The 25675-nt window shown below is 36.4% G+C and carries 25 protein-coding genes; 12 read left to right on the top strand and 13 right to left on the bottom strand.

Annotated elements, in window-relative coordinates; all coding sequences use genetic code 11:
• Positions 1–116 precede the first annotated feature (116 nt).
• Both LKACC16343_RS05850 and LKACC16343_RS05845 read left to right on the top strand, forming a co-directional pair.
• Positions 117–851, top strand: coding sequence for a class I SAM-dependent methyltransferase (locus LKACC16343_RS05850; protein ID WP_056953758.1), 735 nt, complete (start codon positions 117–119; stop codon positions 849–851).
• A gap of 130 nt (positions 852–981) precedes the next feature.
• Entirely contained in the window at positions 982–1419 is a 438-nt protein-coding gene (locus LKACC16343_RS05845) for an NUDIX hydrolase (protein WP_056953756.1), read from the top strand.
• A 21-nt stretch (positions 1420–1440) separates the two neighbouring features.
• Here the strand turns inward: LKACC16343_RS05845 and LKACC16343_RS05840 are convergent, their stop codons facing one another.
• Positions 1441–2424: a LacI family DNA-binding transcriptional regulator gene (locus tag LKACC16343_RS05840; RefSeq protein WP_179207687.1), complete on the bottom strand. Its 984-nt coding sequence runs from the start codon at positions 2422–2424 to the stop codon at positions 1441–1443.
• An 8-nt stretch (positions 2425–2432) separates the two neighbouring features.
• On the bottom strand, positions 2433–3869 hold the full coding sequence (locus LKACC16343_RS05835; protein ID WP_056953752.1) for a sucrose-6-phosphate hydrolase: 1437 nt from the start codon (positions 3867–3869) through the stop codon (positions 2433–2435).
• Between the two features lie 218 nt (positions 3870–4087).
• On the opposite strand from LKACC16343_RS05835, the gene LKACC16343_RS05830 reads away from it, so the two are divergent.
• Positions 4088–6040, top strand: coding sequence for a sucrose-specific PTS transporter subunit IIBC (locus tag LKACC16343_RS05830; protein WP_056953750.1), 1953 nt, complete (start codon positions 4088–4090; stop codon positions 6038–6040).
• Positions 6041–6075: 35 nt separating this feature from the next.
• Here LKACC16343_RS05830 and LKACC16343_RS05825 read toward each other — a convergent pair whose 3' ends face one another.
• The 3 genes from LKACC16343_RS05825 to LKACC16343_RS05815 all read right to left on the bottom strand — a co-directional run bounded on the left by LKACC16343_RS05825 (position 6076) and on the right by LKACC16343_RS05815 (position 9163).
• A complete protein-coding gene (locus LKACC16343_RS05825) occupies positions 6076–7569 on the bottom strand; it encodes an MFS transporter (RefSeq protein WP_256970558.1) in 1494 nt (497 codons plus the stop codon).
• Between the two features lie 381 nt (positions 7570–7950).
• Positions 7951–8307 carry a VOC family protein gene (locus tag LKACC16343_RS05820; RefSeq protein WP_056953746.1) on the bottom strand — a complete coding sequence of 119 codons (357 nt, stop codon included), beginning with the start codon at positions 8305–8307 and terminating at the stop codon, positions 7951–7953.
• Entirely contained in the window at positions 8297–9163 is an 867-nt protein-coding gene (locus tag LKACC16343_RS05815; protein ID WP_056953744.1) for a DegV family protein, read from the bottom strand. Before LKACC16343_RS05815 ends, LKACC16343_RS05820 begins: the two co-directional genes overlap by 11 nt.
• 145 nt (positions 9164–9308) lie before the next feature.
• Here LKACC16343_RS05815 and LKACC16343_RS05810 point away from each other — a divergent pair, with 145 nt between their 5' ends.
• The 5 genes from LKACC16343_RS05810 to LKACC16343_RS05790 all read left to right on the top strand — a co-directional run bounded on the left by LKACC16343_RS05810 (position 9309) and on the right by LKACC16343_RS05790 (position 13734).
• A complete protein-coding gene (locus LKACC16343_RS05810) occupies positions 9309–10493 on the top strand; it encodes a galactokinase (protein WP_056953742.1) in 1185 nt (394 codons plus the stop codon).
• Positions 10493–11938: a UDP-glucose--hexose-1-phosphate uridylyltransferase gene (locus LKACC16343_RS05805; protein WP_056953740.1), complete on the top strand. Its 1446-nt coding sequence runs from the start codon at positions 10493–10495 to the stop codon at positions 11936–11938. The genes LKACC16343_RS05810 and LKACC16343_RS05805 overlap by 1 nt, the downstream gene beginning before the upstream one ends.
• A complete protein-coding gene (locus LKACC16343_RS05800; RefSeq protein WP_056953738.1) occupies positions 11935–12942 on the top strand; it encodes a LacI family DNA-binding transcriptional regulator in 1008 nt (335 codons plus the stop codon). Before LKACC16343_RS05805 ends, LKACC16343_RS05800 begins: the two co-directional genes overlap by 4 nt.
• A 19-nt stretch (positions 12943–12961) precedes the next feature.
• Entirely contained in the window at positions 12962–13426 is a 465-nt protein-coding gene (locus LKACC16343_RS05795) for an NUDIX hydrolase (protein ID WP_087721272.1), read from the top strand.
• 74 nt (positions 13427–13500) lie between these two features.
• Positions 13501–13734: an SHOCT domain-containing protein gene (locus LKACC16343_RS05790; RefSeq protein WP_056953735.1), complete on the top strand. Its 234-nt coding sequence runs from the start codon at positions 13501–13503 to the stop codon at positions 13732–13734.
• Between the two features lie 318 nt (positions 13735–14052).
• Here the strand turns inward: LKACC16343_RS05790 and LKACC16343_RS05785 are convergent, their stop codons facing one another.
• Complete coding sequence (locus tag LKACC16343_RS05785; RefSeq protein ID WP_056953733.1) at positions 14053–14904, bottom strand: alpha/beta hydrolase; 852 nt, start codon at positions 14902–14904, stop codon at positions 14053–14055.
• A gap of 154 nt (positions 14905–15058) precedes the next feature.
• Here LKACC16343_RS05785 and LKACC16343_RS05780 point away from each other — a divergent pair, with 154 nt between their 5' ends.
• From LKACC16343_RS05780 to LKACC16343_RS05770, 3 genes are all read left to right on the top strand, one after another.
• Entirely contained in the window at positions 15059–16090 is a 1032-nt protein-coding gene (locus LKACC16343_RS05780; RefSeq protein WP_056953731.1) for a branched-chain amino acid aminotransferase, read from the top strand.
• Between the two features lie 434 nt (positions 16091–16524).
• Complete coding sequence (locus tag LKACC16343_RS05775; protein ID WP_056953729.1) at positions 16525–16998, top strand: nucleoside 2-deoxyribosyltransferase; 474 nt, start codon at positions 16525–16527, stop codon at positions 16996–16998.
• Between the two features lie 192 nt (positions 16999–17190).
• Positions 17191–17979 (top strand): RlpA-like double-psi beta-barrel domain-containing protein, encoded by a 789-nt coding sequence (locus LKACC16343_RS05770; protein ID WP_056953727.1) that lies wholly within the window; start codon positions 17191–17193, stop codon positions 17977–17979.
• Between the two features lie 50 nt (positions 17980–18029).
• Here the strand turns inward: LKACC16343_RS05770 and LKACC16343_RS14305 are convergent, their stop codons facing one another.
• The 5 genes from LKACC16343_RS14305 to LKACC16343_RS05755 all read right to left on the bottom strand — a co-directional run bounded on the left by LKACC16343_RS14305 (position 18030) and on the right by LKACC16343_RS05755 (position 22903).
• Positions 18030–18203 (bottom strand): hypothetical protein, encoded by a 174-nt coding sequence (locus LKACC16343_RS14305; protein ID WP_156638769.1) that lies wholly within the window; start codon positions 18201–18203, stop codon positions 18030–18032.
• Between the two features lie 15 nt (positions 18204–18218).
• On the bottom strand, positions 18219–18362 hold the full coding sequence (locus LKACC16343_RS14300) for a hypothetical protein (protein WP_156638768.1): 144 nt from the start codon (positions 18360–18362) through the stop codon (positions 18219–18221).
• 994 nt (positions 18363–19356) lie between these two features.
• Complete coding sequence (locus LKACC16343_RS05765) at positions 19357–20511, bottom strand: hydroxymethylglutaryl-CoA synthase (protein WP_056953725.1); 1155 nt, start codon at positions 20509–20511, stop codon at positions 19357–19359.
• Complete coding sequence (locus LKACC16343_RS05760) at positions 20511–21752, bottom strand: hydroxymethylglutaryl-CoA reductase, degradative (RefSeq protein WP_056953723.1); 1242 nt, start codon at positions 21750–21752, stop codon at positions 20511–20513. Before LKACC16343_RS05760 ends, LKACC16343_RS05765 begins: the two co-directional genes overlap by 1 nt.
• Positions 21749–22903 (bottom strand): thiolase family protein, encoded by a 1155-nt coding sequence (locus LKACC16343_RS05755; protein ID WP_056953721.1) that lies wholly within the window; start codon positions 22901–22903, stop codon positions 21749–21751. Before LKACC16343_RS05755 ends, LKACC16343_RS05760 begins: the two co-directional genes overlap by 4 nt.
• A gap of 612 nt (positions 22904–23515) precedes the next feature.
• Here LKACC16343_RS05755 and LKACC16343_RS05750 point away from each other — a divergent pair.
• Entirely contained in the window at positions 23516–23800 is a 285-nt protein-coding gene (locus LKACC16343_RS05750; RefSeq protein ID WP_056953719.1) for a hypothetical protein, read from the top strand.
• Here LKACC16343_RS05750 and galU read toward each other — a convergent pair whose 3' ends face one another.
• Together galU and LKACC16343_RS05740 are read right to left on the bottom strand one after the other, a co-directional pair.
• Entirely contained in the window at positions 23801–24715 is a 915-nt protein-coding gene (gene galU / locus LKACC16343_RS05745; RefSeq protein ID WP_056953717.1) for a UTP--glucose-1-phosphate uridylyltransferase GalU, read from the bottom strand.
• Positions 24715–25674: a YihY/virulence factor BrkB family protein gene (locus tag LKACC16343_RS05740; protein WP_234032533.1), complete on the bottom strand. Its 960-nt coding sequence runs from the start codon at positions 25672–25674 to the stop codon at positions 24715–24717. Before LKACC16343_RS05740 ends, galU begins: the two co-directional genes overlap by 1 nt.
• Between the last annotated feature and the right edge of the window lies 1 nt (position 25675).

Genomic DNA, 25675 nt, shown 5'->3' with positions numbered 1-25675 from the left:
CACGAGGATTTGCCTAAGTATCAGAATTGCACAGGAATCTGGCCTACATAGCTCGTTTCCACTATTTTACATAGAACCATGGTTATTTAAAACCTAACAAAAGAGATGAACTATTCATGGAAGAAAATGAATACGATGATAAAAGTTTCTTTGAAGCCTACAGTAAATTTCCACGTTCTGTTGAAGGCTTAAAAGCTGCTGGAGAATGGCCAACCTTTCAAAAAATGCTACCCGATTTTCACGACAAAAGAGTTCTAGATATCGGTTGTGGCTTTGGCTGGCATGATATTTATGCAGCACAAAATGGAGCAAAATCAGTTTTAGGAATCGATCTATCTGAGAACATGCTCAAAGTGGCTCAGGAAAAGAATCATTACGACAACGTTCATTACCAAAAAATGGCAATGGAAGATATCGACTTTCCCGAAAATAGTTTCGATATCGTTATCAGTTCCCTAGCCTTGCATTACACTCCAGATTTCAATCTTATTTGTCAAAAAGTTAGACACAGCTTATCCCCAAATGGAGCATTCGTCTTCTCTGTTGAACATCCCATCTTCACAGCCTATGGCAACCAGGAATGGTTTTATGATGAGAACGGAGAAATAGCCTGCTGGCCTGTCGATCACTACTTTGAAGAAGGCAAACGAGAAGCTGATTTCTTAAACCACAAAGTTGTTAAATATCACAAGACTTTAACGACTTATGTAAATACACTGTTACAAAATGGATTTACACTAAAAGGCTTAGAAGAACCCACGCCACCAAAACATTTGTTAGATATTCCTGGAATGAAGGATGAGTTTAGAAGACCAATGATGCTGATAATCTCAGCAAAGAGAGCGGAGTAGGTCCACTTTTCACTATTTCAGATAGAACTATGGTTATTAAATATCACTACAAACAAAAATACGTTAAACGGAGTAAAATCAAACTCGATTTAACGTATTTTTTTATAACAAATTTCAGGAGGATCCTATCATGCCAACAACAGGAGTTTTTAATATTATAACAATCGATAAACTAATCCTCTTAGTAAAAAGAAATGATGTACCCTTTTGGGATTTGCCTGGAGGAACTTTAGAAAAAGATGAAGACTACCTTACCTGTCTAAAAAGAGAAGCTTTTGAAGAAACCGGTTTGTTCGTTTCTCCCACTAAAAAAGTTGGAACCTTCTATAACAAGCAACAAAATGACCAACAAATAGTTTATTGTAGCCAAATTGTCGGAGGAGAATTAATCATAAGTGGGCCTGAAACAAATGAATTAAAATTCTTTTCAATCTACAAATTGCCACTCAACCTCATTCCACATCGTAGAATGCAGATCAAATTGGCACTCAAAAATTTACCTCCACTTCAACAAAACATCCGAGATAATTTTCTCGTTCAATTATTTAAACATCAAAAAAAGTCGTAGACCTCACATCTACGGCTTTTTCTATACAGTAGTTTCACCAGTAATCAACTTAACAGGCAAAACATAATTATCTTCTAATTCACAATCATGATCATCAATACGTTTTAACAACAAGTCGATCATCACCATCACAATATCTGAGATTGGCTGCATAACTGTTGTCAATTCAGGATGATAAGACTGAACAAAATTCGTCCCATCATATCCAACAAGCTTCACATCTTCAGGGACCCTCATCCCCAAAGCCTTAGCTTGTTGCATAACTAATAGGGCCGTCAAATCGTCAGTACAGAAGATTCCATCAACTTCTCGCTTAGACAATAATTCTTTGATCTTCAATCCTTTAATATTAGGCGTGGCAGAAAAACTGATTTCCATTATATCGAAATCCAAATCACTCTTCGCTAATTCATCTTTAAAGCCAGTCAATCTCGCATTGGTTGGACTATTAGGACGATTAGCACCCGTAATAATTTGTAATTTTTTACTACCTGACCTCATTAAAGTCTGGGCGGCAAGTTGACCACCATGATAATTATCGGAACTAACTATTGGAATTTCATCTGATAAATAACGATCAAACGAAATAATTGGTAATCCCACCTTTTGGTATTCCTCAATCCCCAAATTGTGCGATCCAGCAATAATTCCATCAACACGGTTAGCCATCAACATTCTTAAATAGTCTCGTTCTTTTTCGGCATCACTACCTGCATTGCAAAGAATGATTCGAAAACCCTTTTTGAACAATTGATCTTCAATTTCTTGCACCATTTGTCCAAAGAAAGGATTACTGACACCGGGTAAAATAACCCCAATCAATTGGGTCTTCTTCCCCTTCAATGATCTTGCCAAACTATTGGGTTGGTAATTGAGTTCTCTCATAGCTTCAAAAACCTTTGTTTTAGTCTTTTCCGACAGTGAGCCATAGTTATTAATAACTCGTGAAACTGTTGTCGCTGAAACACCCGCTAATTTTGCAATATCATCTAATGTCGCCATAATCTACCTCATTAATAAATCTTGTCTAAACTAACTTTTTTCACTTCAATATTTTCTGATTCCACCAAGAACTGTTTACCCTGTGGAAAAATCCGACCGGTGATAACTTTTTGTCCACCGTTAACGTATAATTCAAAAACTGTATTATCTAGATACAAATCGGCCTGAATTTCTTTACCAGCACTAACTTTAGTACTTCTTGTCGTACCAAAATCAGTCGCAAAAGGAACTCCAGCATTTGTGCGATCAACTAATATCTTACCATTAGTTGTATCAAGAATAATTTGTAATTCTTCATTAAGTTCCGTCTTAAGTGTTATCGATCCAACTAAGTTTGCTCCCAGTTTGAATGATAACTTGGCTTGAGGCGTAATTTCCTTTGAGTTAAGTGTTTCCTTAACTAACTGATTATTTTCGACTACTGGTATTTGGTACAAATGATTATCTTTGATCTTCAGTTCTTTGATCAAGCTGAAACAGTTAGCCCAGCCTTCTTTATCCGAAGGATAAGTAGTATCTGGAAGACCAATCCAACTGACTGTTAAAGCTCGTCCATCTGGAGCATTGAATCCATGTGTAGCGTAAACATCAAAACCCTCATCTAAGTTTTCGATTGCACTTGGATTAATAAAACTAAATGTCCCCCAGTCAAAGTCCTCACCGATGACTACAGCGTTGGGATAGACATTCGAGTATTGTAACACATCTTGTTCAATTCCTTGCGGACAAAACATCAAAACTGGACGATTATCAACAAATAGTAAATTAGGACATTCAATCATGTAACCACAATTCTCGTCAGTGAACTTCAATTCTGTTTTGTATGACCAAGGACCGGTGACTTCAGAGGCTTGATATACCAAGACATGCCCTGTGTCATCAGCTCGACGCCCACCAATTAAACAATAGTAAGTATTTTCATGTTTAATAATCTGAGGATCACGAAAATGATCTGTATAACCTGGTTTAGGATTTTCAATCAATGGTGTAGAAATTTTTTTGATTTGATTATCCTTACCCATCCAAGCACCATCTTGTTTAGGATGACGTACCCAATTTTTATCACGGACGTTACCGGTATACATCATAAATAACTTGTCATCTACAGGGATTGCCGAACCAGAGTAAGCACCGTGACTATCTTGAGCATCCCCTGGCAACAAAGCTGGTCCGTGATCTTGCCAATGAACTAAATCATTTGAAGTTAAATGAGCCCAACTCTTTAGTCCATGTACGGCACCATAAGGAAATGATTGATAAAACAAATGCCACTGATTATTAAAATAAGAGAATCCATTAGGGTCATTTAAAAGACCAGTTGACGGTTGAATATGATACCCCAAACGCCAATGTGATTGAGCAATCTTCTGTTCGATATCAATTAACTCCTGATCTGACCATTCTTGATATGGCTTATATCTCAATGCAGTTGTCCATTTTGTAATCATAATTTTGACCCATACTTTCTTTGATAATGGCTTCATTGTAACTTATTTTGTTTAAAATTGTCAATCGTATAACATTTACATTTATTTATGTATAGCAGTATATTAATCGCTTACAAAAATATAAAGCAATTATGAATTGCTAAACGTTTGACAATTTATAAAAACCATGTATTATTAAAGTATCGAAACGCTTACATATATTTTAGGAGGAAATTACTATGAATCATGAACAAGTTGCGGATCGAGTACTGAAATATGTGGGACGTGATAATTTAATTGCGGCGGCTCACTGTGCGACTCGATTAAGATTAGTTGTTAAAGATGAAAAGAAAATCGATCAAAAGGGATTAGATACCGATGACGATGTCAAAGGTACTTTCAGTATCAATGGTCAATATCAAATCATCATTGGGCCTGGTGATGTCGACAAAGTTTATGACTTCTTAATTCAAAAGACAGGTCTTAAAACAGTAACCCCTGATGACCTTAAGAATTTAGCCACTAATGGCAAAAAGGCCAATCCCATCATGGCCTTTGTTAAACTTCTTTCCGATATTTTTGTTCCATTAATTCCAGCCCTTGTTGCTGGTGGTTTGTTGATGGCTTTGAATAACGTCTTAACATCCCCTAACCTCTTTGGTGCTCAATCAGTTGTTCAAATGTATCCTGGAATGAAAGGTGTTGCTGAATTAATTAATCTTTTGGCTTCAGCTCCATTCACTTTCATGCCTGTATTAATTGGTTTCTCAGCTACTAAACGTTTTGGCGGTAATCCTTATCTTGGTGCAGCTATTGGTATGGCAATGGTTATGCCCGCTTTGGTCAACGGCTACGATGTTGCTAACGTTATGGCTGCTGGCAAGATGACTTATTGGAATGTCTTTGGTTTAAAAGTTGCTCAAGCCGGATATCAAGGTCAAGTTTTACCAGTTCTAGCAGTTGCTTGGATCTTAGCTACTATTGAAAAATGGCTACATAAGCATATGCCCGCAACTTTAGACTTTATCTTTACCCCACTACTTGCGGTAATCGTAACTGGTCTACTAACATTTATCGGTGTTGGACCTATCATGAGAATTGTCTCCGATGGTTTAACTAACGGTATCGTTTGGATGTATAACGCAACTGGATTCGTTGGTACTGCTATCTTTGGTACCTTTTACTCACCTATCGTTATTACCGGACTTCATCAAAGTTTCCCTGCTATCGAAACACAATTACTGACTAACATTGCTAAAACCGGTGGAGATTTCTTCTTCCCAATCGCTTCTATGGCCAATGCGGCTCAAGGTGCTGCCTGTCTAGCTGTCTTCTTCCTTTCTAAAGACAAGAAACAAAAAGGTTTGGCATCATCAGCTGGATTGTCAGCTCTATTAGGTATCACAGAACCAGCTATCTTCGGTGTTAACTTGAAATTACGTTACCCATTCATCTGTGCCATGATTGCTTCCGGAATTGCCTCTATCTTTATTGGTATCTTCCATGTTCTATCTAGTGCTTTAGGTGCCGCTGGTATCATCGGATTCATTTCTTTCCCACCTAAGTATTACCTACCATTCTTCATCAGTATCTTAATCAGTATTGCTTTAGGTTTTACTCTTACATATCTTTACGGAATCAAGTTCGACAAAGTAACAACTGCTAAACCAGTTGAAAAAGCCGATAATGATACTGTTGCTGTAGCTGATGAACTAATTGCCGCTCCCGTATCTGGTGAATTGATTCAATTAAAAGATGTTAATGATCAAGTCTTCTCCGCTGAAATTATGGGTAAAGGTGCTGCCATCAAACCCACTGATAACAATGTTTACGCTGTAGCCGATGGAACAGTTACCGTTGCTTATGCTACAAAACATGCTTACGGCATTAAGACCAATGATGGTGCCGAAGTTCTTATTCATTTAGGAATCGACACCGTTGATCTTAAAGGACAATACTTCACATCTAACGTTAAACAAGGCGATACTGTTAAAAAAGGTGATTTGCTTGGTACCTTTGATATTGAAAAAATCCAAACAGCTGGTTATGATCCCACAGTTATGATTGTCGTAACCAACACAATGTCCTACGGCGACGTGGATAAATTGAATAAAACAGACGTCAAATCTGGCGATGACATCGTAGCTTTGACAGAATTAGCTGCAAATTATTCCGCTGCCGCAAATGTTTAACCCTTCATGAATCATATAAAAAATGCCTAAATAAATTAGGCATTTTTTTGTGGATTTTTAAATTGCGTAAACAATAACGCTACCAAAACAGCCGCAATCAATCCATTGACCAAATATAGTACCCGATAATCAATAGCTGCAAAGGCTGCGCTATAAATCAAGACACCAATTGGATTTAGAATTTGAACCATAGTGTACATCAAAGTATTGACTCGTCCCAAGGCTTTTTCAGGAATAATCTCTTGTACATACGTAAAGACTGGTGGATCAGAAATTGCTCCTACAAAACCAGAGACAAATTCAATCACAACAAAGATTGCCAAGGTATACTGTGGAACAAGCTTAATTAAGAATCCTAGTAAAAGAAGTTCAACCACTGAGATCCAATAAGTTACCTTTTCAAATTTAAAGACATCTTTAATTTCAACAATCGTAATAATAATTCCGCCTAAGAAAACTCCAAATGACAAAATACCTTGAACATTACCACTGACGACAGTTGAATACTTGAGGATATGAATCAAAACATAAGGAATTCCAATTTGTAAGGAAATACCAGCTAAATTCAATACCATTGCGATTACAGTCAAAACAACTAATTGTGGTTGACCCTTTAAAACTTTAACCAAATCAATCTTTTCATCATCACCAGTAACCGTCTTTTCAACTGTTATTTGCTTAAAATGCGTACTCCAAGTGACTAGTAGCGTCAGACCCTCTGTAAAAATTTCTACCAGAATAATCCAAGTAAATGGTACGACTCCAAACAGAAAACCTGCTAAAGGTGCAGCTACAATACTAGCCATAGACACTCCCGTTGTCTGAATTGAGTTGAGACGTTGAATAGATTTTTTACTAACAATTTGTGGTGTTGAGGATAAATAAGTAATGGAGAATAATCGGCCAAAAATATTCATGGCACAAACAACTACGATGGCCGTATACAAAATATTAGTCCCCATTGAATAGGCCAATAGATATAGTAACAACGAAGCAATCAACAAAGCTTCAGAAATCAAAGCTAATCGTTTATGAGAATATTTATCAATTATTTTTCCAATGATAGGTGCCAAAGCTAGTCCAACAATTGGACCGATGAATAAGCTAGTACCATATCCTAAAGCTGAACCAGTTACCTTCAATAGCTTTAAAGACAATGAGAATGAAAAAATGGTTTCACCTAAGGCATTAATAACTGAAGTACTTCCGGCCTTGATCAATTGTAAATTATCTTGTTTCATAATAGTCATCCCTAACTTGATTGACCATGTTATAACACTTAACAAGATGAGAAAGTCCATTCTCCTTTCAAGCGGTCGTCTAACTTGCCTATCAGGTAAAAGTGCTTCATTGAAGGTTGGTTTTAGTGTTAAACTGCCGTCTTCCGCAAAAGTTGAAAATGCTGGTGGAACGCTGTGGGCGTGACTTGGAGCTAAAAATCTCACACTTCGTGCGAGATTTTGGATCTTCAAGATCAGCCTCATTGTAACCGGCAAAGCCGCTAACAATGATTTCACAGCTGACCGCATTTTCAACTTTTACTCCAGACTAATAAACAACTCTATTTATTATTTTCTAAATTTTCAGCAAAAAAAACAATAGTACCCATTTAGAAACGCAATTATACACGCCTGTTCTAAATGAATACTATTTTAAATTTCTAAATTATTCGAAGTAACCAGCAGATTATATTGTCTAACCAAAATCTATCCTAACCCCTAATTAAGAACAACACACTAGTCCGGAACAACAAGTCCGATTGGTCTCAGCCGTGAAATTTTTCTTGGTAGGTGCTTTTCCCACCTAGAAAAAGACCTGTATTTGAGACAATTGTGAACTTCAATTGGCTCAAATCAGCGTCCCAGACCAATCGAACTTGTTGTGGAGGACGGCAATCGAACATCTATCTATTAGTCCTCTTCTCTAGCAACAACAAAATAATTACCTTCAGGATCTTGGAAGTTAAAAGTCAACACACCATTAACTTCAGAGACTTCCCCTGCACTTAATAAATCATCATGTAGCTCATTGAATCGATTAGAGAAGAACATCAATGATGGTACTGTCTCATCTACTTCTGGTGAATAAATTCTGACGTAATCTTTAGGAAAAATCGATAGCTCGGTTTCCGCAGAAATCCCTACGATAACATTTTGGTAGCCACCATTTAAAGTTTGACGTGCTACTACTTTAGCTCCAAACTCTTCGACCCAAAATTCAACGTTCATATCAACGTCATCGACGTAAAGCATAATTCTAGTTTTCATCTAACAAATCCCTATCCCAAACGACACCCATAGTTTTTTCACCAGTATGTACACTGATAGCAGGTCCTAAATGACTTGTTGAAATTCGTGCGTCAGGGAAGTTATTTTGGAAATCATTGCTCCACTTCTCTAGCATTTCACGATTATTAGAATCAACTACTGTGATGTGCAACTTCCAGTCTGGATGTGCATCTGCATATTTTTGTATCTCTAATGCAATTACACGGAAAGCTCGATGCATGGTTCTTTCCTTACCAATTGCAAAAATTTTACCATCTTTAAAAGTTAACAATGGTTTAACGTCTAATAAACTACCAATAATAGCGGAACGATTACTTAAACGGCCAGTACGACTCAAATGTTTCAAGTCATTAACTGCAAAATAAATATCGGTTGAATCACGTAATTCTTCCATTTTAGCAACGATTTTTTCAGGATCTTCTCCCTTTTGTGCCATTGAACCAGCTAACATAACTAAATCAGCTTCGGCGGCACTGGCAGCCATTGAATCAAATGGGTAAACTTTAGCATTATCATAATCCTTCACGAACATACGTAAGTTGTCCATAAATGAAGTAATTCCTAATGATAAGTGAATTGAGATAATTGTGTCATAACCTTCTGATACCAAACGATCATAAGCTTCTTGGATCTGTCCCATCGAAACTTGAGCTGTTGTTGGTAATTCTGGTTCATTACGCAAATAATCATAAAACTCTTGATCCGTTAATTCTTCTGTTTCTTTGTATTGCTTATTCCCCAAAATAACCGTGATTGGCAAGACGGTGATGTTGTATTGCTTGATTTGCTCAGGTGTTAAGTACGATGCTGTATCAGTTACAACTGCCGTTTTCATATTTTTCCTCTTTTTCAAGTGACTTTGTATTCATGCATATAATAATAACATTTTATTATATTTTTTAAATCTATAGGGTTGTTTTAGTTATTGGAAAGCGCTATCATTTTTGTTAAGTAAACATTTACTAAATGGAGGATCAATCATGAATACTAACGAAATTTTACAAGGATTTGCAGATAAATTTAACCAAACAGCTGAAAAATTGTTTTTCTCACCTGGCCGTATCAACTTAATTGGTGAACACACTGACTACAATGGAGGAAATGTCTTCCCCTGCGCTATCAGTTTAGGAACATATGCAGCTTACGGTAAACGTGATGACAACACTGTTCAAATGTTTTCCGAGAATTTACCTGACAAAGGTATTATTTCATTCTCACTTGACGACCTCAAATTTAACAAAGACGACGATTGGGCTAATTATCCTAAAGGGATGATCTATTTTATTACTAAAACCGGTTACAAATTAGACCATGGTTTCAATCTTTATATCCACGGTAATTTACCTGATGGTGCTGGCTTATCATCTTCTGCTTCAATTGAATTATTGATGGGAACAATTCTCAAAGACGTCTTCTCACTTGATATTGATCAACTTGATTTAGTAAAAATGGGTCAAAAAGATGAGAACGACTTTATCGGTGTCAATTCAGGAATCATGGATCAATTTGCTGTGGGAATGGGTAAAGAAAATCAAGCTATCCTGCTCGACACTAATACTATGGAATATCACTATGCTCCAGTTGAATTAGGCAATAACGTTATTGTTATCATGAACACCAACAAGCATCGTACTTTGGCCGATTCTAAATACAATGAACGTCGTAGCCAATGTGAGGAAGCCTTGAAACTGCTTCAAACTAAATTGGATATCAACTCATTAGGTGAATTGTCAATTGACGATTTCGATCGTAACTCATATTTGATCAATGATGACATCTTGATTCGTCGTGCCCGTCATGCTGTTTTTGAAAACCAAAGAACCCTCAAGGCTATCAACTATCTTAAAGAGAACAATCTTGAAGAATTCGGTAAATTAGTCAATGCTTCACATATTTCACTTCATTATGACTATGAAGTAACTGGTAAAGAACTCGATACTTTAGTCGCTGCCGCTTGGAAACAAGACGGTGTTCTTGGTGCCCGTATGGTTGGCGCTGGCTTTGGTGGTTGTGCTATTGCCATTGTTGACAAAGATAAAATCGTTGCCTTCAAAGAAAATGTTGGTCAAATTTATCAAGAAGAGATTGGCTATGCTGCTGACTTTTACATTGCTGAAATTGCTGATGGACCTAGAGAAATTGCTATAACCGAGGTGGAAAAATAATGTCTTGTGTCGATAAATTTGTCGATCAAATAATTAATGCTGATAACGATTATCAAGAAATGGATCATGTTTACTTATACAATCGCATCTGTGCCCTAGTTGGTGACGATAATTATCTTGAAGCTGAAGATACTAAAGAAGCCTTAATCAAAACAGCTATTCAAAATAAAAAAATTGAAGATAGTCAAACTGCTAAGGAAATCCTTAACGACCAATTGATGGACTTCGTTACCCCACTACCTTCACGTGTTAATCATAAATTCTGGAATCTTTATCAAAAGAACCCAACTGATGCTATCAAATATTTCTATCAGATGAGTCAAGATAATGATTACATCAAAGTTAAAGCCATCGCCAAAAATATTTCCTACCAGGTAGCAACTGATTATGGCAACCTCGAAATCACTATTAACCTATCCAAACCTGAAAAGGACCCTAAAGCTATTGCGGCCGCTGGCAAAGCTAAACAAACTGGTTACCCTAAATGTCAACTTTGTCTAGAAAATGAAGGCTATTTAGGCCGTTTAGGTTATCCTGCTCGTAGCAATCATCGTGTTATTCGTTTTACCCTTGGTGGTGAAACTTGGGGTTTCCAATATTCCCCTTACGCCTATTTTAAAGAGCATGCTATTTTCTTAAATACGACTCACAAACCAATGATCATCAATCAACATACCTTCAATAACTTGATTGAAATCATTAAAATGTTCCCTAATTACTTCGTTGGTAGTAACGCTGACTTGCCAATTGTCGGTGGTTCTATGCTTAGTCACGATCACTATCAAGGTGGTCATCATACTTTCCCAATGATGAAAGCCCCTATTGACCGTCAAATTGAAATTGATGTTGATAATGTTTCCGCCGGAATCGTTAAATGGCCGCTTTCCACAATTCGTTTAACAAGCAAAGATCCTGAAGAATTAGTTAAGGCTGCTACTTTGATTCATGAACACTGGATGAATTATTCTGACGAATCAGTTGATATTAGATCTCATAGTGGTGAAATTCGTCATCATACTGTTACGCCGATTGCCTATCGCAAAGACGAAAACTACGTTATGGATATCGTCTTGCGTGACAACCAAACCTCTGATAAATATCCCGATGGAATTTTCCACCCCCACAAGGATGTTCAACATATCAAGAAGGAAAATATCGGTCTAATCGAAGTTATGGGACGTGCCATCTTACCTGCTAGACTAAAAACTGAGTTAAAAGAGGTTGAACGTTACCTATTAGACCAACCTAACCAAATGGCTCAATATCATAAGACTTGGGCAGATCAATTGAAACAAAAATATGAATTTACAACTGACAATGTGGAAAAGATTGTTGATAAAGAAACAGGTCTTGTCTTTAGTCGTGTTCTCGAAGATGCTGGTGTCTTCAAATGGAATACTCAAGGACAAGCTGCTTTTGACAAATTCATTCGGAGTCTTCAATAATGGCTACCTTACGCGATATTGCTAAAAAAGCCAGTGTCTCACCAGCCACTGTCTCTCGAGTTTTGAACAATGATTTAACTTTATCAGTCACTGATGAAACTAGAGCCAATATTTTAAAAATTGCGACTGACCTTAACTATAAAAAAGCTAATCATCCCAATAGCCACTATCAAAAACATTTAGCTCTAGTCCAGTGGTATTCCGAATCTAAAGAGCAAGATGACCTCTACTATATGACCGTACGTGAAGGAATCGAACAACAGGCACCCAAATACGGATTCCAAATCAGTCGTATTTTTCACAACGATATTGAGGAAATTCCTAATGACACTGACGGTATCATTGCCGTAGGTAAATTCAGTCAGGAACAAGTTCAAACTATGACCTTGATTTGCCCTAACATTGTTTTTATCGACGATGACCAATTCAGTAAAGGGTTCGATTCAGTGTTAACTGATTTCAAATATGGTATTCAAAAAGTTATTAATTATTTTGTTGACCAAGATATCGAAGACATCGGCTTGATATACGGCGAAGAGACTTCGACAGATAATCAGAGAACTATCCCTGATTTACGTTTTAATTCCTTCAAATCAGCTATGGAAGAACACAATCTATTTGATCCCCAAAATTGTTTTAAGGGTGACTTCACTAAAGACTCTGGTTATCTGCAAATGACAAAGGCCTTGGATAAAGAAAACTTTCCACATGCTTTCTTCATTACCAATGACTTGATGGCTGCCGGTGCATTAAAAGCCCTTCAAGAGAATAACATTGCTGTTCCTAAACAAGTTCAACTCTTTAGTTTCGACAACACTGCTCTTTCTCGCTATGTCAATCCCGAGTTAAGCTCAGTAGACGTTGCTACAAATCAAATGGGTGCCGCCTCAGTTGATTTAATGCAGGATCTCTTAACTAATCAGCAACACATTGCTAAAAGAATCGAATTAGCTACTAAACTCATCTTTAGACAATCCACCTATGCAACAATTGAAGATTTATAAATAATTTGTCATTGGGGAGATAAAAATGGATTACATTCAGGACATTCGACACAAAATTGGTCATGAACCAATTATCTTAAATTTTGCTGGAGGAATTCTAACCAACAATAAGAATGAAGTTCTTTTGCAAAAACGTTCTGATACGAATAAATGGGGACTTCCCGGTGGTGCCATGGAATATGGTGAAACAGTTGAAGGTACCTGTCGTCGTGAATTTCGCGAAGAAACTGGACTTGAAGTTACATTAAATTCATTTCTAGGACTCTCCTCTAACCACATTCAGCACTACCCCAACAACGACGTTGCCCAAACCATCGTAACCTTCTTTTTAGTCAACTATTGTAAAGGTGAACTCCATTCTAAGAATGAGGAAACCTTAGATTTAAAATATTTCTCTAAAGAAAATTTACCTGAAATATTCAATCCGCAACACGCTAGATGCTTGCAACATTACTTTGATCATGATTATCCATATTTCGAATAAGCAAGCAATATAATTGTTAGAACTTCAACTCCTACCTATAATTGAGACAATTCCATTTAAAGGAGATGCCAATTATGATGGGATTAACCGGTTGTCATATATTTAGTGGTATGGACTTCATGGGTGGAGGATTCCTCTTTTATGGAATCATTACCTTGTTGATCTTCATTGCGATTGTTTACCTATTTAATGATCATCAAAATAGCCATCGGCAAAATAGTGCGCTAGACATTTTGGATCGTGAGTACGCTCAAGGAAAAATCTCGGACGCTGACTATGCTAAACGAAAAGAAAATTTAAAAAAGTAAAATAATAAAAAATAAGAACAGCTTCTATTGAGAAATATTCGAGTACATAACATATGCCTTGAATACTTAATGGAAGCTGTTCTTTTGATTTAAAATTTTTATTTGGATTATATAGATACTGCATTTTTACTCGCTAATATTGGAACTAACGAACCAGTCGGTAGTAAAAAATCTGTGAGCCCTCAGTGGTGAAGTTTTTACTTAGCTTGAAGTCGTGTCCACCACGTTCCAGCGGCTCACAGATTTTTTGCGGACGACGGCATATTTCAACTACATTAGTTGGTATTAGTTACAATCAAATCAGCTTTTAATTTTTTCCTACTTCTTCCATAAGAAGTTAATTAAAATCCTATCAACTTGCTTATTTTCATGTAGCTTACTGTGGGCAGCCATCTTACCAACAATCTTCTTTTCCCGATAAGACTTGGCACGACCAGAAACTAAATATCTCAACGATTGAGAAGAAGCGTTGGTTACAGCTCCATCAGAATGTGTACCATCATTTTTATCACCAAAAATATTTAACACTCTAGTATTAGTAGGATAAATCTTTCTAAACTTCAATAACTCCTGATAATACTGATTCATAGGCGTAGGTTTACCATTTTTATCTAAACTAATACGTCCTGGTTCATCATCTTCATCAATGATACCGTCAAAATGACCGGCAATATCAACTACCTTATTAATTTTAGGCAACTTCTTATTACTATAATTATCCAAAATATAATAATTAATAGCCATATTCCCCATTGAATGACCTACTAAATTAACTTTTTTAAACTTATAATCCTTTTGCAAAACTTTGATAACATTCTTAGCCCAAAGACCGGCCGTATGATAGTTCAACATTTTATTATCATCATAATTAACTTCAACAATCGGGTTCTTGGCCTTTTTAGGTATAGAACCAATCATTTTAGCGTAACCATTAGGACTAACATTGATTCTCACGATTGTTCTTGTAACTCCCGCCTCTTTAGCAGCACCAGTCATTTGAGTTTCAGCTTGATAACTACTGCCATAACCATGAAAAAAGATAGTTGGAATTGATTCTTGAACGTATTTTTTAGAATTTACTGCTTGTGCATGACAACTATAGGTAAAGAAACCGAATACCACTAGTATCATTGCCATTGCGGTCGAAAAAATAAACTTTTTTTTATTCATAATTTCTCCTCTCACTTATAACCTATATTGTAGCCATTCTCGTACTAGTCGCGTAAAGAAAACACTTAAACTTGATTGACACTTCCAAAATGATTAATTATGATGAATTTAATCTATTTAATATTATTTTAATTTTAGTAAGGAGATTTTGATTATGGCAAAAGCAGATCCAACAACAATTGACTGGAATAACCTCGGATTTAATTACATGGACTTACCTTATCGATTTATCGCTCATTATAAGAACGGTTCATGGCAAGATGCTGGTTTAACTGAAGACAGTACACTCCATATTAGCGAGGCTTCTACTGTTTTACATTATGGTCAGGCAGCTTTCGAAGGAATGAAGGCCTATCGTACTCCTGATGGTCATATTCAATTATTCAGACCCGACCGCAATGCTAGCCGAATGAAGGAATCTTGTGAAAGACTATTGATGCCAGTTTTTCCAGAAGATAAATTCGTTGAAGCCGTCAAAGAAGTAGTCAAAGCCAATTCTGACTTTGTTCCCCCTTACGGAACTGGTGCCACACTTTATTTACGCCCTTTAATTATTGGTACTGGTGCCCAAATCGGTGTCCACGCTGCTCCTGAATACATCTTTACCATTTTCGCTATGCCCGTTGGTAACTACTTCAAAGGTGGACTCACTCCGGTTAATTTCACCACATCACAGTACGACCGTGCCGCCCACAAAGGTACCGGTCAAAGTAAAGTTGGTGGAAATTACGCCGCTAGTCTCTACCCTGGTGACGAAGCTCATAAAAACGGTTTTGCAGATTGTGTTTATCTAGATCCAATTAATCATGAAAAAATTGAAGAAGTCGGATCAGCTAATTTCTTCGGTATCACTAAGGATGATGTCTTCTTGACGCCAAAATCACCATCAATTTTACCAAGTATTACTAAATACTCCCTACTCTGGTTAGCTAAGAATCGTCTGGGACTTGGAGCAGAAGAAGGCGACGTCTACATCGACCAACTAGATAAGTTCAAAGAAGCTGGTGCTTGTGGTACCGCTGCCGTCATCTCTCCTATTGGTGGTTTGGAACACAATGGTAATCTACACGTCTTCTACAGTGAAACAGAAGTCGGACCAGTTACCAAAAAACTATATGAAACTTTAACAGGAATTCAATTTGGAACCGTTGAGGCTCCTGAAGGTTGGGTTCAAGTCGTAGAATAGCAAAAAAGCTGTGATTGATGAAGTCACAGCTTTTTTAATGGAATATTATATGTTTGAGATTCTCAATATTAAAGTGCAGTATCGAAGGGTGAACTGTAACATTAATATTAGAGCAAATTAGTACACTACTGGTAATTAGGGAAAACAGTGTTTTGATAGTACACATGTTACCTTCGACAGATTATCCGAGGGTGATAATAAGTCAGAAGTTAGAACAATTATTTTGCTCTCTCGCATGTACTTATATTGTATATTTAAGCCACCAGTAAGGAATCTACAAATTTATAAAATAATTTTTCTATTATTGAATTAAAATCCAAGCTAAATAATGGTATATTTCTTAGTTTACAGATAAATCAAACTTTTTACGGTGAAAAATTAACCGCATGATAGAATATTACAGAGCATATAATAATAGAAAGAAGGATTTTTTAATGAAAATATATTTTGCAAATGGTCTTTTTGCTTTAGCTGACCGTATGTTTAACGAAGTTGTAGTTGATAAGATCAGAAAGATGAATTCCAATATCGAAGTTTATCTCCCACAAGAAAATGGTGACATCAATGACAAGATGAATTACGCCGATTCTATCAAAATCGCCCAAGAAGATAACAAAGAATTATTATCTTCCGACTTAATTGTTGCAATTCTTGATGGTGACACGATGGACGACGGTGTGGCTTCTGAAATTGGTTTGGCATATGGAAAAGAAATTCCTATTATTGGTGTCTATACTGACCTACGTCAACACGGCGTCGAGAATCCTGAAAAGCTTAAGGCTGTAGGATCTATCGGTGAGAATCCTTTTGCCTATATCAACAATTACACTATTGGTTTAATCAAAATGAACGGTGTTGTTGTTAACAATATCGATAGTATGTTAGAAGAGATTCGCAAATACTTGTAATTTTTTTGTAAAAATTTGACATATAATTGTTTCAGTTTAGTTACATTAACTTTACAGTCAAATTATAACTAATTTACAGTTAAGTTATATTCAACATTTGTCGGTCTAGACGTTATATTATTAATTCCGTTGAGAAAATAGCACACATTAAATAAAAACAAACACAAGATTTACTCGGGGGAATTATTTTATATGAAGATCAAAAAATTCGTAGCATCAGTATTTACCGTAACTACACTTGCTTTAATCGGAATCAGTACTCAAACACAAACTGTTAGTGCTGCAACAACAACAGCTAGTGCTAGTGGTGTTGTTTATGTAACTAACGCTAATGGTGCCGGTATTTACACACAATCACAAAACGGTGTTACTAGAGCTAGTTCTATGCTTGGTAACAAAACAGCTTGGAGAATCGACAAGACTATGAACGTTGATGGAGCTGTTTATTACGAAGTAGGTGCAAACGAATGGATCTCTGCTAACGATATTTCTACAGAAGCTCCAGCTGTTTCTCTAAGCAAAGATATGTATATTAATGTTGCAGGTGGTGTTAACCTTTATGATGCCCCTAACGGCAATTTTACAGGTAATGTAGCTACTGGACATACTATGGTTCATGTTTACGCAAGTAAAACTGATTCAACTGGTAACACATGGTACGATGTTGGCCGTAGTCAATGGATCAACGGAAAGTACATGTCAACTGACAATGTTAAACAAACTCTAACAATGTCAGCTACAGCTTATGATCCCGTTGTTCTTGGTTCAAACATGGGTTACAGTGGCGTTGCTGCTAACTTATCAAAATTCCCTCGTGGAACACATTTAAGAATTACTGCTAATGGCAAGACTTACGATCGTGTAGTTAACGATACTGGCCTCTTCGCTTACAGCAATCCTAACCAACTTGATATTGCTATGCCTAACTCACAAGCATTACAATTTGGACGTCAAAACGTTACTGTTCAAGTTTTAGGTTAATCAGATAGATTTAATCGGGTATCTCCATTTTGGAGGTACCTTTTTTGTTTTCAATTTTTACTAAGCCGATGTGTTCTTTCATCGAATTTAAGAACTTTCCAAACGAGTAATACCATCCCCACCACAAAGGCTAAGATGGAATAGATTAATGGAGCTGTTACAACAATAATAGTAGCAATTCCCAAAAGAGCGCTGAAGAAAATATTAACTAATTTTTTTAACATAATGCCCTCTCCTTTTCAGTTGCTCAAGATTCTACTAAAGAGAATAATTATTCCAAAAACAAAGGCAATAATTGAACTGATCACGCCACCTGTAATCCAGATATAAAAGTCCAGTAGGATAAAAGCTAAAGTTAAACTTCTACGATATACTTGATCCATTTGTATCAAATCCTTTTTTTGGTTTAAGGATATTCTATTATTTTGAAGTTAATTGTCCAAGAAATTAGTCCACATAAAAAGGCTGAACCCTCATTGATTTAGCCTTCCTTATAACCATTTTTGCCAAGATGTCTAATTAGATAATAAAAAAAGAGCTCTCACTTGTGGAGAGCCCTCTAGTTAGATATAAGTGGTAAGATGAAATCTACTGCAGTTTTCATCAATATTCAATGAATCTTACTACTTTTAAAACATATCTTACTATCTAAATATGTAATTCTTTTGTTCAACTAATGGATCCTAGCGAACCATGTATTGAGCTTGCGCGACTAACTAATTAGGTCGATCTTATGTTAACTTTTGTCGCTAGTTCCAAGAATGTCCTTAAACTGCACTGACTCTAACTTTCTATTTGTTCTTTACTGATCCTATCTTGTAACAGATAAAACTTTCTAAATCAAAAACTTTTAGGGCTGCAGTTCCTGACACTTCATCTTTACCACGTCTATAATATAACTCATTTCGTAAGCGTTTACAATAAATAACTCTGGAAAATTTAGACACTACGTCATTAAATTCTGAACGCAAAAAAAGAGTTCTCACTTGTGGAGAACTCTTAAGTTAGATATGAGTGGTAAGACGAAATTTACTGCAGTTTCATCAACTTTTAAATTGAATCTATTTAAATAAATGAATCTTACTACCTGAAACATATCTTACTATAAATATATTTTGTTCAACTAATGGATCCTAGCGAACCACGTATTGAGCTTGCGCGACTACTTAAAAGGTCGATTTTATGTTAACTTTTGTCGCTAGTTCCAAAAATGCCGTTGAACTGTATTACTCTAATTTTCCTTTGTTTTTGACTAATCCTACCATCCCCTAGAAACGATAAAACTTTCTCATTCAAAATCTTTTAGGGCTACAGTTCCTGACATTTCATCTTTACCACGTCTTTAATATAGCATCTTAAGTAAGCGTTTGCAATACCTTACTTTAACTTTTTATAGAGTCGTTCATTCTCTTTAATTTCACTCAAATAGAACTTGCTATTAACTGCTTGGGGATCAACAATTGTTCCATCTTGATACTCAACTTGATACATCTTTTCGTAATCTGCAATGCTCATTTTTTGACGATTATCAAGCATTTCTAAAATGCCACTTTGATCAATAACCTTATCAAAACCAGCTTGAATTTCGCCACTATATAATTCACCAACAGCACCTGAACCGTAACTGAATAATAATAATTCTTCATTGGCTTGAGCAGCATTAATCAAATAAGACAACAGTCCTAAGTAAAGTGAACCAGTATAAAGATTCCCTACTTCACGGCTGAATTTGATACTAGCTTGATAGTGTTCTGTCAATTTTGCGTACTTGACATCTGAAATCTTGCCTTCCAAAGTTCTTAAAGCTTTTGTACCCATCTTCGTATAAGGAATATGGAATAATAAAGTTGAGAAGTCATCAATTGTGGCTGAATACTTATCTTGATATTTTTTCCATAAAGTATTGAAGAAATCGACATATACTTCATTAGAGAATTTACCACGGGCAAAAGCCGTCTTGGAGAATGTTGGACGCCAGAAATCACCCACATTACGAGTCATGTAAACTGATTTGCGAGTCAATTTCAAAACACGTGGATTTTGACTAACGATCATCGCCACTGATCCAGCACCCTGAGTTACTTCACCAGGAGTCTTGATACCATAACGAGCAATATCACTAGCAATAACTAGTGCTTTTTTATCAGGATTTTGACTGACAAAATCAACCGCTGTTTGTAGTCCAGCTGTGGCTCCATAACAAGCCTGCTTAATTTCAAAAGAACGGATATCTTCTGGTAAATCTAATAGATCCATCAAAAAAGCTGCCGATGATTTAGACTCATCGATACTGCTTTCTGTTCCGACAATTAGTAAACCTAAGGCCTTTTTATCTTCGGTGGTTAAAATACTATCAGCTGAATTAGCAGCCATAGTTACCACATCCTCGTAAGGTTGTGGAACAGCTTGTTTGTCTTGTCCAATACCAATTGTAAATTTATTAGGATCAACATCCCTAGCTTTAGCTAGTTCAACAATGTCGATATAATTTTTAGGAACGTAAACGCCTATTTTATCAATACCTATATCCATTATTTACCTCTTAATTCCATTAAAATATTCTTTGCATTTTCAATTGTATAATTTTTTGTTTGATTTAATTGTTTCGAAACTTCATCAATTTCAGAACCACTGGCACCAGCCGAAACCGCTAATGACTTACTCTGTAGTCCCATATGACCAGCCTGAATTCCAGTTGTCACTAAAGCTCTCAGAGCTGACAAATTATTAGCCAATCCAACTGCAGCCACTACTGACTGTAATTGTTTACTATTAGTGATCTTCATAATTGCCAAACTAAGTTGAGCCATCGGTAAAGCACTTATTGCCCCACCGACGCTACCGAGTTCAATTGGCATTTTTAAAGTGCCCAATAATTGCCCATCTTTGATCTGCCATTCACTGAACGGTTGATACTGTCCAGATTCAAAGGCAAAACTGTGAGCCGCAGCTTCTTGAGCACGGAAGTCGTTTCCTGTAGCTAGATAAACTGCATCAATTCCGTTCATAATACCTTTGTTGTGAGTCACAGCTCGTTTAACTGACTGTTTAGCAAAATCAGCTAGTTTCACGATTCTAGTTGCTACTTCAGAACCAGACATAGATTTCGTCTTGAGTTGTTCAAAATCAATCGCCGCTTCAGCAGTAATGACTTGTCCCTGACCACTATTAGACAAAATACTACATAAGATATCACCTGAAACCAAGCTAGAAATCTTATGAGCTGTCTTTTCCAAAATTGAATTAACCATATTGGCACCCATAGCATCAACCGTATCGATACCGAGTTCAATTTCAAAGAAATCATCGTAGCGATTAAATTTCAACGAAACGATACCGCCACCTCGTTTAATAAGACTGGGATGCGCTTGTTGAGCAAATTCAAATATCTCTGAATCTTTCTTTTCTAAGGTTTCAATATCGGTTTTTGTCAAATTTTCCAAAACGATTTGACCATAAACTACTCGAGAACTGGGGAATGTTCTAAAACCACCACTATTTTTGATACGTTTAGCAGCATTAGAAGCTGCAGCAATCACAGAAGGTTCCTCGATAACCATTGGCACAAGATAATCTTGTCCATCGACTACAAAGTCCGTGGCAAAACCATAGGGCAAACTAAAACTACCAATCTGATTTTCGCTCAAACTATTAGCCAAATCTAAAGAAATGGTTTGACGATTCTGCAACAATTCAGCTTGTTTGGTCGTCAGATAACCCGTTTGAACCAATAACTTAATTCTTTCTTCATTCGTCATTTCATAGATTTTCATAGCAGTTTAATACCCATAGCCATACCCATGCCGCCACCAATACATAATGAGGCTAAACCTGTTTGCTTCTTTTCTTGTTGTAACGAATTTATCAAGGTAGCAATCATACGAGCTCCTGTAGCTCCTAATGGATGTCCTAAGGCAATTGCTCCTCCATAAATATTCAAACGATCCATTGGTAGATTCAAATCACGACTAACGGCTACTGCTTGTGAAGCAAAAGCTTCATTAACTTCATATAGATCAAAATCATCTAAACCAGTCTTGTAACGATCAAAATACTTATTTACAGCATAGTATGGAGCATATCCCATATAATTAGGATCAATTCCTACTTCTGTATAACCCGTAATTTCAGCTACCGGTGTCAAACCTAATTCAGTTGCACGACTTTGTTTCATCAGAATAACCGCTGCGGCACCGTCATTGATTGGTGAAGAATTTCCGGCTGTAACAGTACCTTGTTTATCAAATACAGTTCTTAATTGACCCATTTGTTCCAAAGTTGTTGTCGGACGAATTGACTGATCAGTAGTTATCTCTTCGCCATTAACTTCAATCGGAATAATTTCCTTAGCCAATTTGGACTCTGCTTGATGAGCCTTTTGATGAGAATTGTAGGCAAACTCATCTTGTTGCTCACGACTGATATGGAATTTCTTAGCAACATTTTCAGCCGTTATACCCATAGGTAAATTGTTGAAGGCATCATTTAGACCATCATTGAATAATGTGTCAGAAAGTTTAGGACTGACTTCCATTTTTCCAGTTCTAGGAGCATAGAAAGGTGCATTAGACATACTTTCCACACCACCAGCAACAACGATATCTGCATTACCCATAGTAATAGCTGCGATACCTTCGTAAATGGCCTTCATTCCAGAACCACAAACTTGATTAACCGTCATGGCAGTCGAGTCTACTCGACCACCAACGTTTAAACCAATCTGTCTAGCAGTGTTCTGGCCCATTCCAGCTTGATATACATTTCCAAAAATGAATTGATCAATCTTTTTAGGGTCAATCTTATTCCTATCCAATAATTTTTGAACTAATTGTGTTCCTAATTGAACTGCCGTCAAATTAGCATATTGACCACGAAACTTACCAATAGCAGTTCTCTTTGCGTCTATAATTACAATTGGATCCATAATTTATTTCCCTTCAAACTTGATAAGATATCGGTTCTTATTGCATGACTGTATGATTCCGTCCTCCACAACAAGAAAATTTGGCTGGAACGCCATGGGCCGACTGGAAGCTAATAAATTTGCACTTTGTGCAAATTTATGGATCTTCAAGTTCGACCTTTACCTAAGCAATAAATTGCTAAGGTAAATTTCATGGCTGAGCCAATTTTCTTGTTGCTCTGAACTAGTGTGTTGTTCTATCTTTCTACACTTAAATAGAATTAAAAACTATCCAACCACCGTAATTCTAACTGATAACAATAGAAACAGAAACACAGTCGGTAGTAGAAAATCTGTGGGCCCTAAGTGGTGAAATTCTACTTAGCTTGCGAAGCAAGGTTAGTAGAAGACCGAGCTTAGAGATCCATGATTTTTCGCGAAATGAAAAATCATTAGCTTCAAGTCGTGTCCACCACGTTCCAGCGGCCCACAGATTTTCTATGGACGACGGCATCCTCAAGCCATATCAGTTGGTATCGGCTACAATATATTTCCAGCAAGAACCAAAATATCCTTAAGCTTACATAATAATTTAATTGGACAATAAAAACAATTATTTAGTGGAGAATTCTTATGCGTACTATTGATTTAATCTTATTATTAAATGACTTCAAAAAGAACAACCGCATTTTCGTTGAAGATGACGACCAAAGGTTGGCCGTTGTCGATATTGAAATAATTGACGATACGGTTGTTCTGAAGACATCAACCAAATTACACGGTCTTAAAAACTGGGAGTTTCTAGTTTTACTAAATCAAAAAGATTACTATGAATTTCCGATTTTTTATCATAATAAAAACAGCCACAAACAACTCTTCGGTTTCAGAGTCGCTAATGACTGTCTATTACTTGGTTAATTATTTACTTGATTTCTTGCTAGCAGGTTTGTCTTCTGCTTGAAGTTTCTTAGCAAGATCCAAAATGTATGGTTTTAACTCACTTTCAACTTCAGGATGAGTCAAACCATATTCAATATTTGTCTTAACATAGCCAAATTTGTTACCAACATCATATCTTTGACCCTTGAATTCATGAGCAAACACACGTTGTGTCTTATTCATACGATCAATTGCATCAGTCAATTGAATTTCGTTACCAGCACCTGGTTTTTGAGTTGCTAGTAAATCAAAGATTTCTGGTGTCAAAAGATAACGTCCAATAATAGCTAGATTACTTGGAGCATCTTCAGTCTTTGGCTTTTCAACAAATTTCTTAACATTATATAGTCCAGGGGCTGTTTCGCCTTCAGGATCAATAACACCATACTTAGAAACATCTCTTTCTGGTACTCGCATAACAGCTAGAGTTGAAGCATGTGTCTTGTCATAGTCGTTAATCAATTGCTTTGTCAAAGGAACCTTATCCTTCATTAAATCGTCACCCAACATAACAACGAATGGTTCGTCACCAATAAATGAACGTGCTTGAGCAACAGCATCTCCTAAACCATTTGGATGAGCTTGACGACTGTAGTACAAGTTAACACCCAAATTAGTTGTGTCTTGAACAACTTTCAATAATTCTGTCTTGTTCTTTGCTTGAAGATTTTGTTCCAATTCTGGTACGGCATCAAAGTGATCTTCAATAGAACGCTTATTCTTACCAGTAATAATCAAAATATCTTCGATACCTGAAGCCTTAGCTTCCTCAACGATAAATTGAATTGTTGGCTTATCAACAATTGGTAACATTTCCTTAGCTAAAGCCTTTGTTGCTGGTAAAAATCTTGTTCCTAATCCTGCTGCTGGTATAATTGCTTTTCTAACTTTCATCAATTATTCTCCTTTTCGTGCGATTTCAGATAACTAGTTAACTTACCAGTATTTCTTCTTAAAAATGGACCGCCGTATGCTTCGGCAAAACCGACGTTAACGGCATTTCCAAATAAAAAGATTGTTACTGACATATTCACCCACAGTAAAAACACAATAATGGCACCAATTGCACCGTAATTGTCCCAAGCCGATCCAAAATATTTTAGATAGTAAGAGAACAATTGCGATAATCCTAGTAAACCAACACTAGTAATAATTGATCCGGTTATTATGTAATAAAACTTAAGATGGATATTAGGTAAAAAATAATACAAAGCAAAAACGATCATCAATATTATAACAATAGCAAAGGGCCATTTCCAACGCATAAAGACATCTAAAAGTGTTGACTTTATACGTAGCAATGGAACTAGCCAATTTAAAAATATTTGTCCAAATGTAAACGTTACAATCGCCATCACACCAATCACTAATAACATTAGCGTCATTAAAAAGGCTAACGTCCGACGAATAACATAATTTACAAAAGTTTGTTCAGCAAATAGATTATTAATATCTAGTCCATAGGCCTCATTCATCGTCATTTGAGCAATATTCAATCCACGTGAAATTGCCCATAAGGATACGACAATACCAACTGACAAGACGCCTTTGTTGGAATTAGACAAGACTTTTACTATCGTGGGTAAAAAATAATGATGCAAATCATCAGGCAAAATAAACTCGATATAACTAATAACTGTCGGTTTATCCAAATGTAATAATGGGATTAAATTTCCCACAACAATTACCGCTGGAAACAACGACAACAAAATATAATATGTGATTGCTTTGGAAGCCATGGGGACATTAGAATCACTCATCGCTTGAGTAACATATTTAACAAAGCCAAATAACTTCTGCTTTTTAGTTATCGATTGCCTAAACAGTGGTATTTGTTGCTTTTCTTCTTCCATT

The sequence above is a fragment of the Companilactobacillus bobalius genome (assembly GCF_002179915.1).
Lineage (GTDB): Bacteria > Bacillota > Bacilli > Lactobacillales > Lactobacillaceae > Companilactobacillus > Companilactobacillus bobalius.
This window is presented reverse-complemented; position numbering and strand designations above follow the sequence as displayed.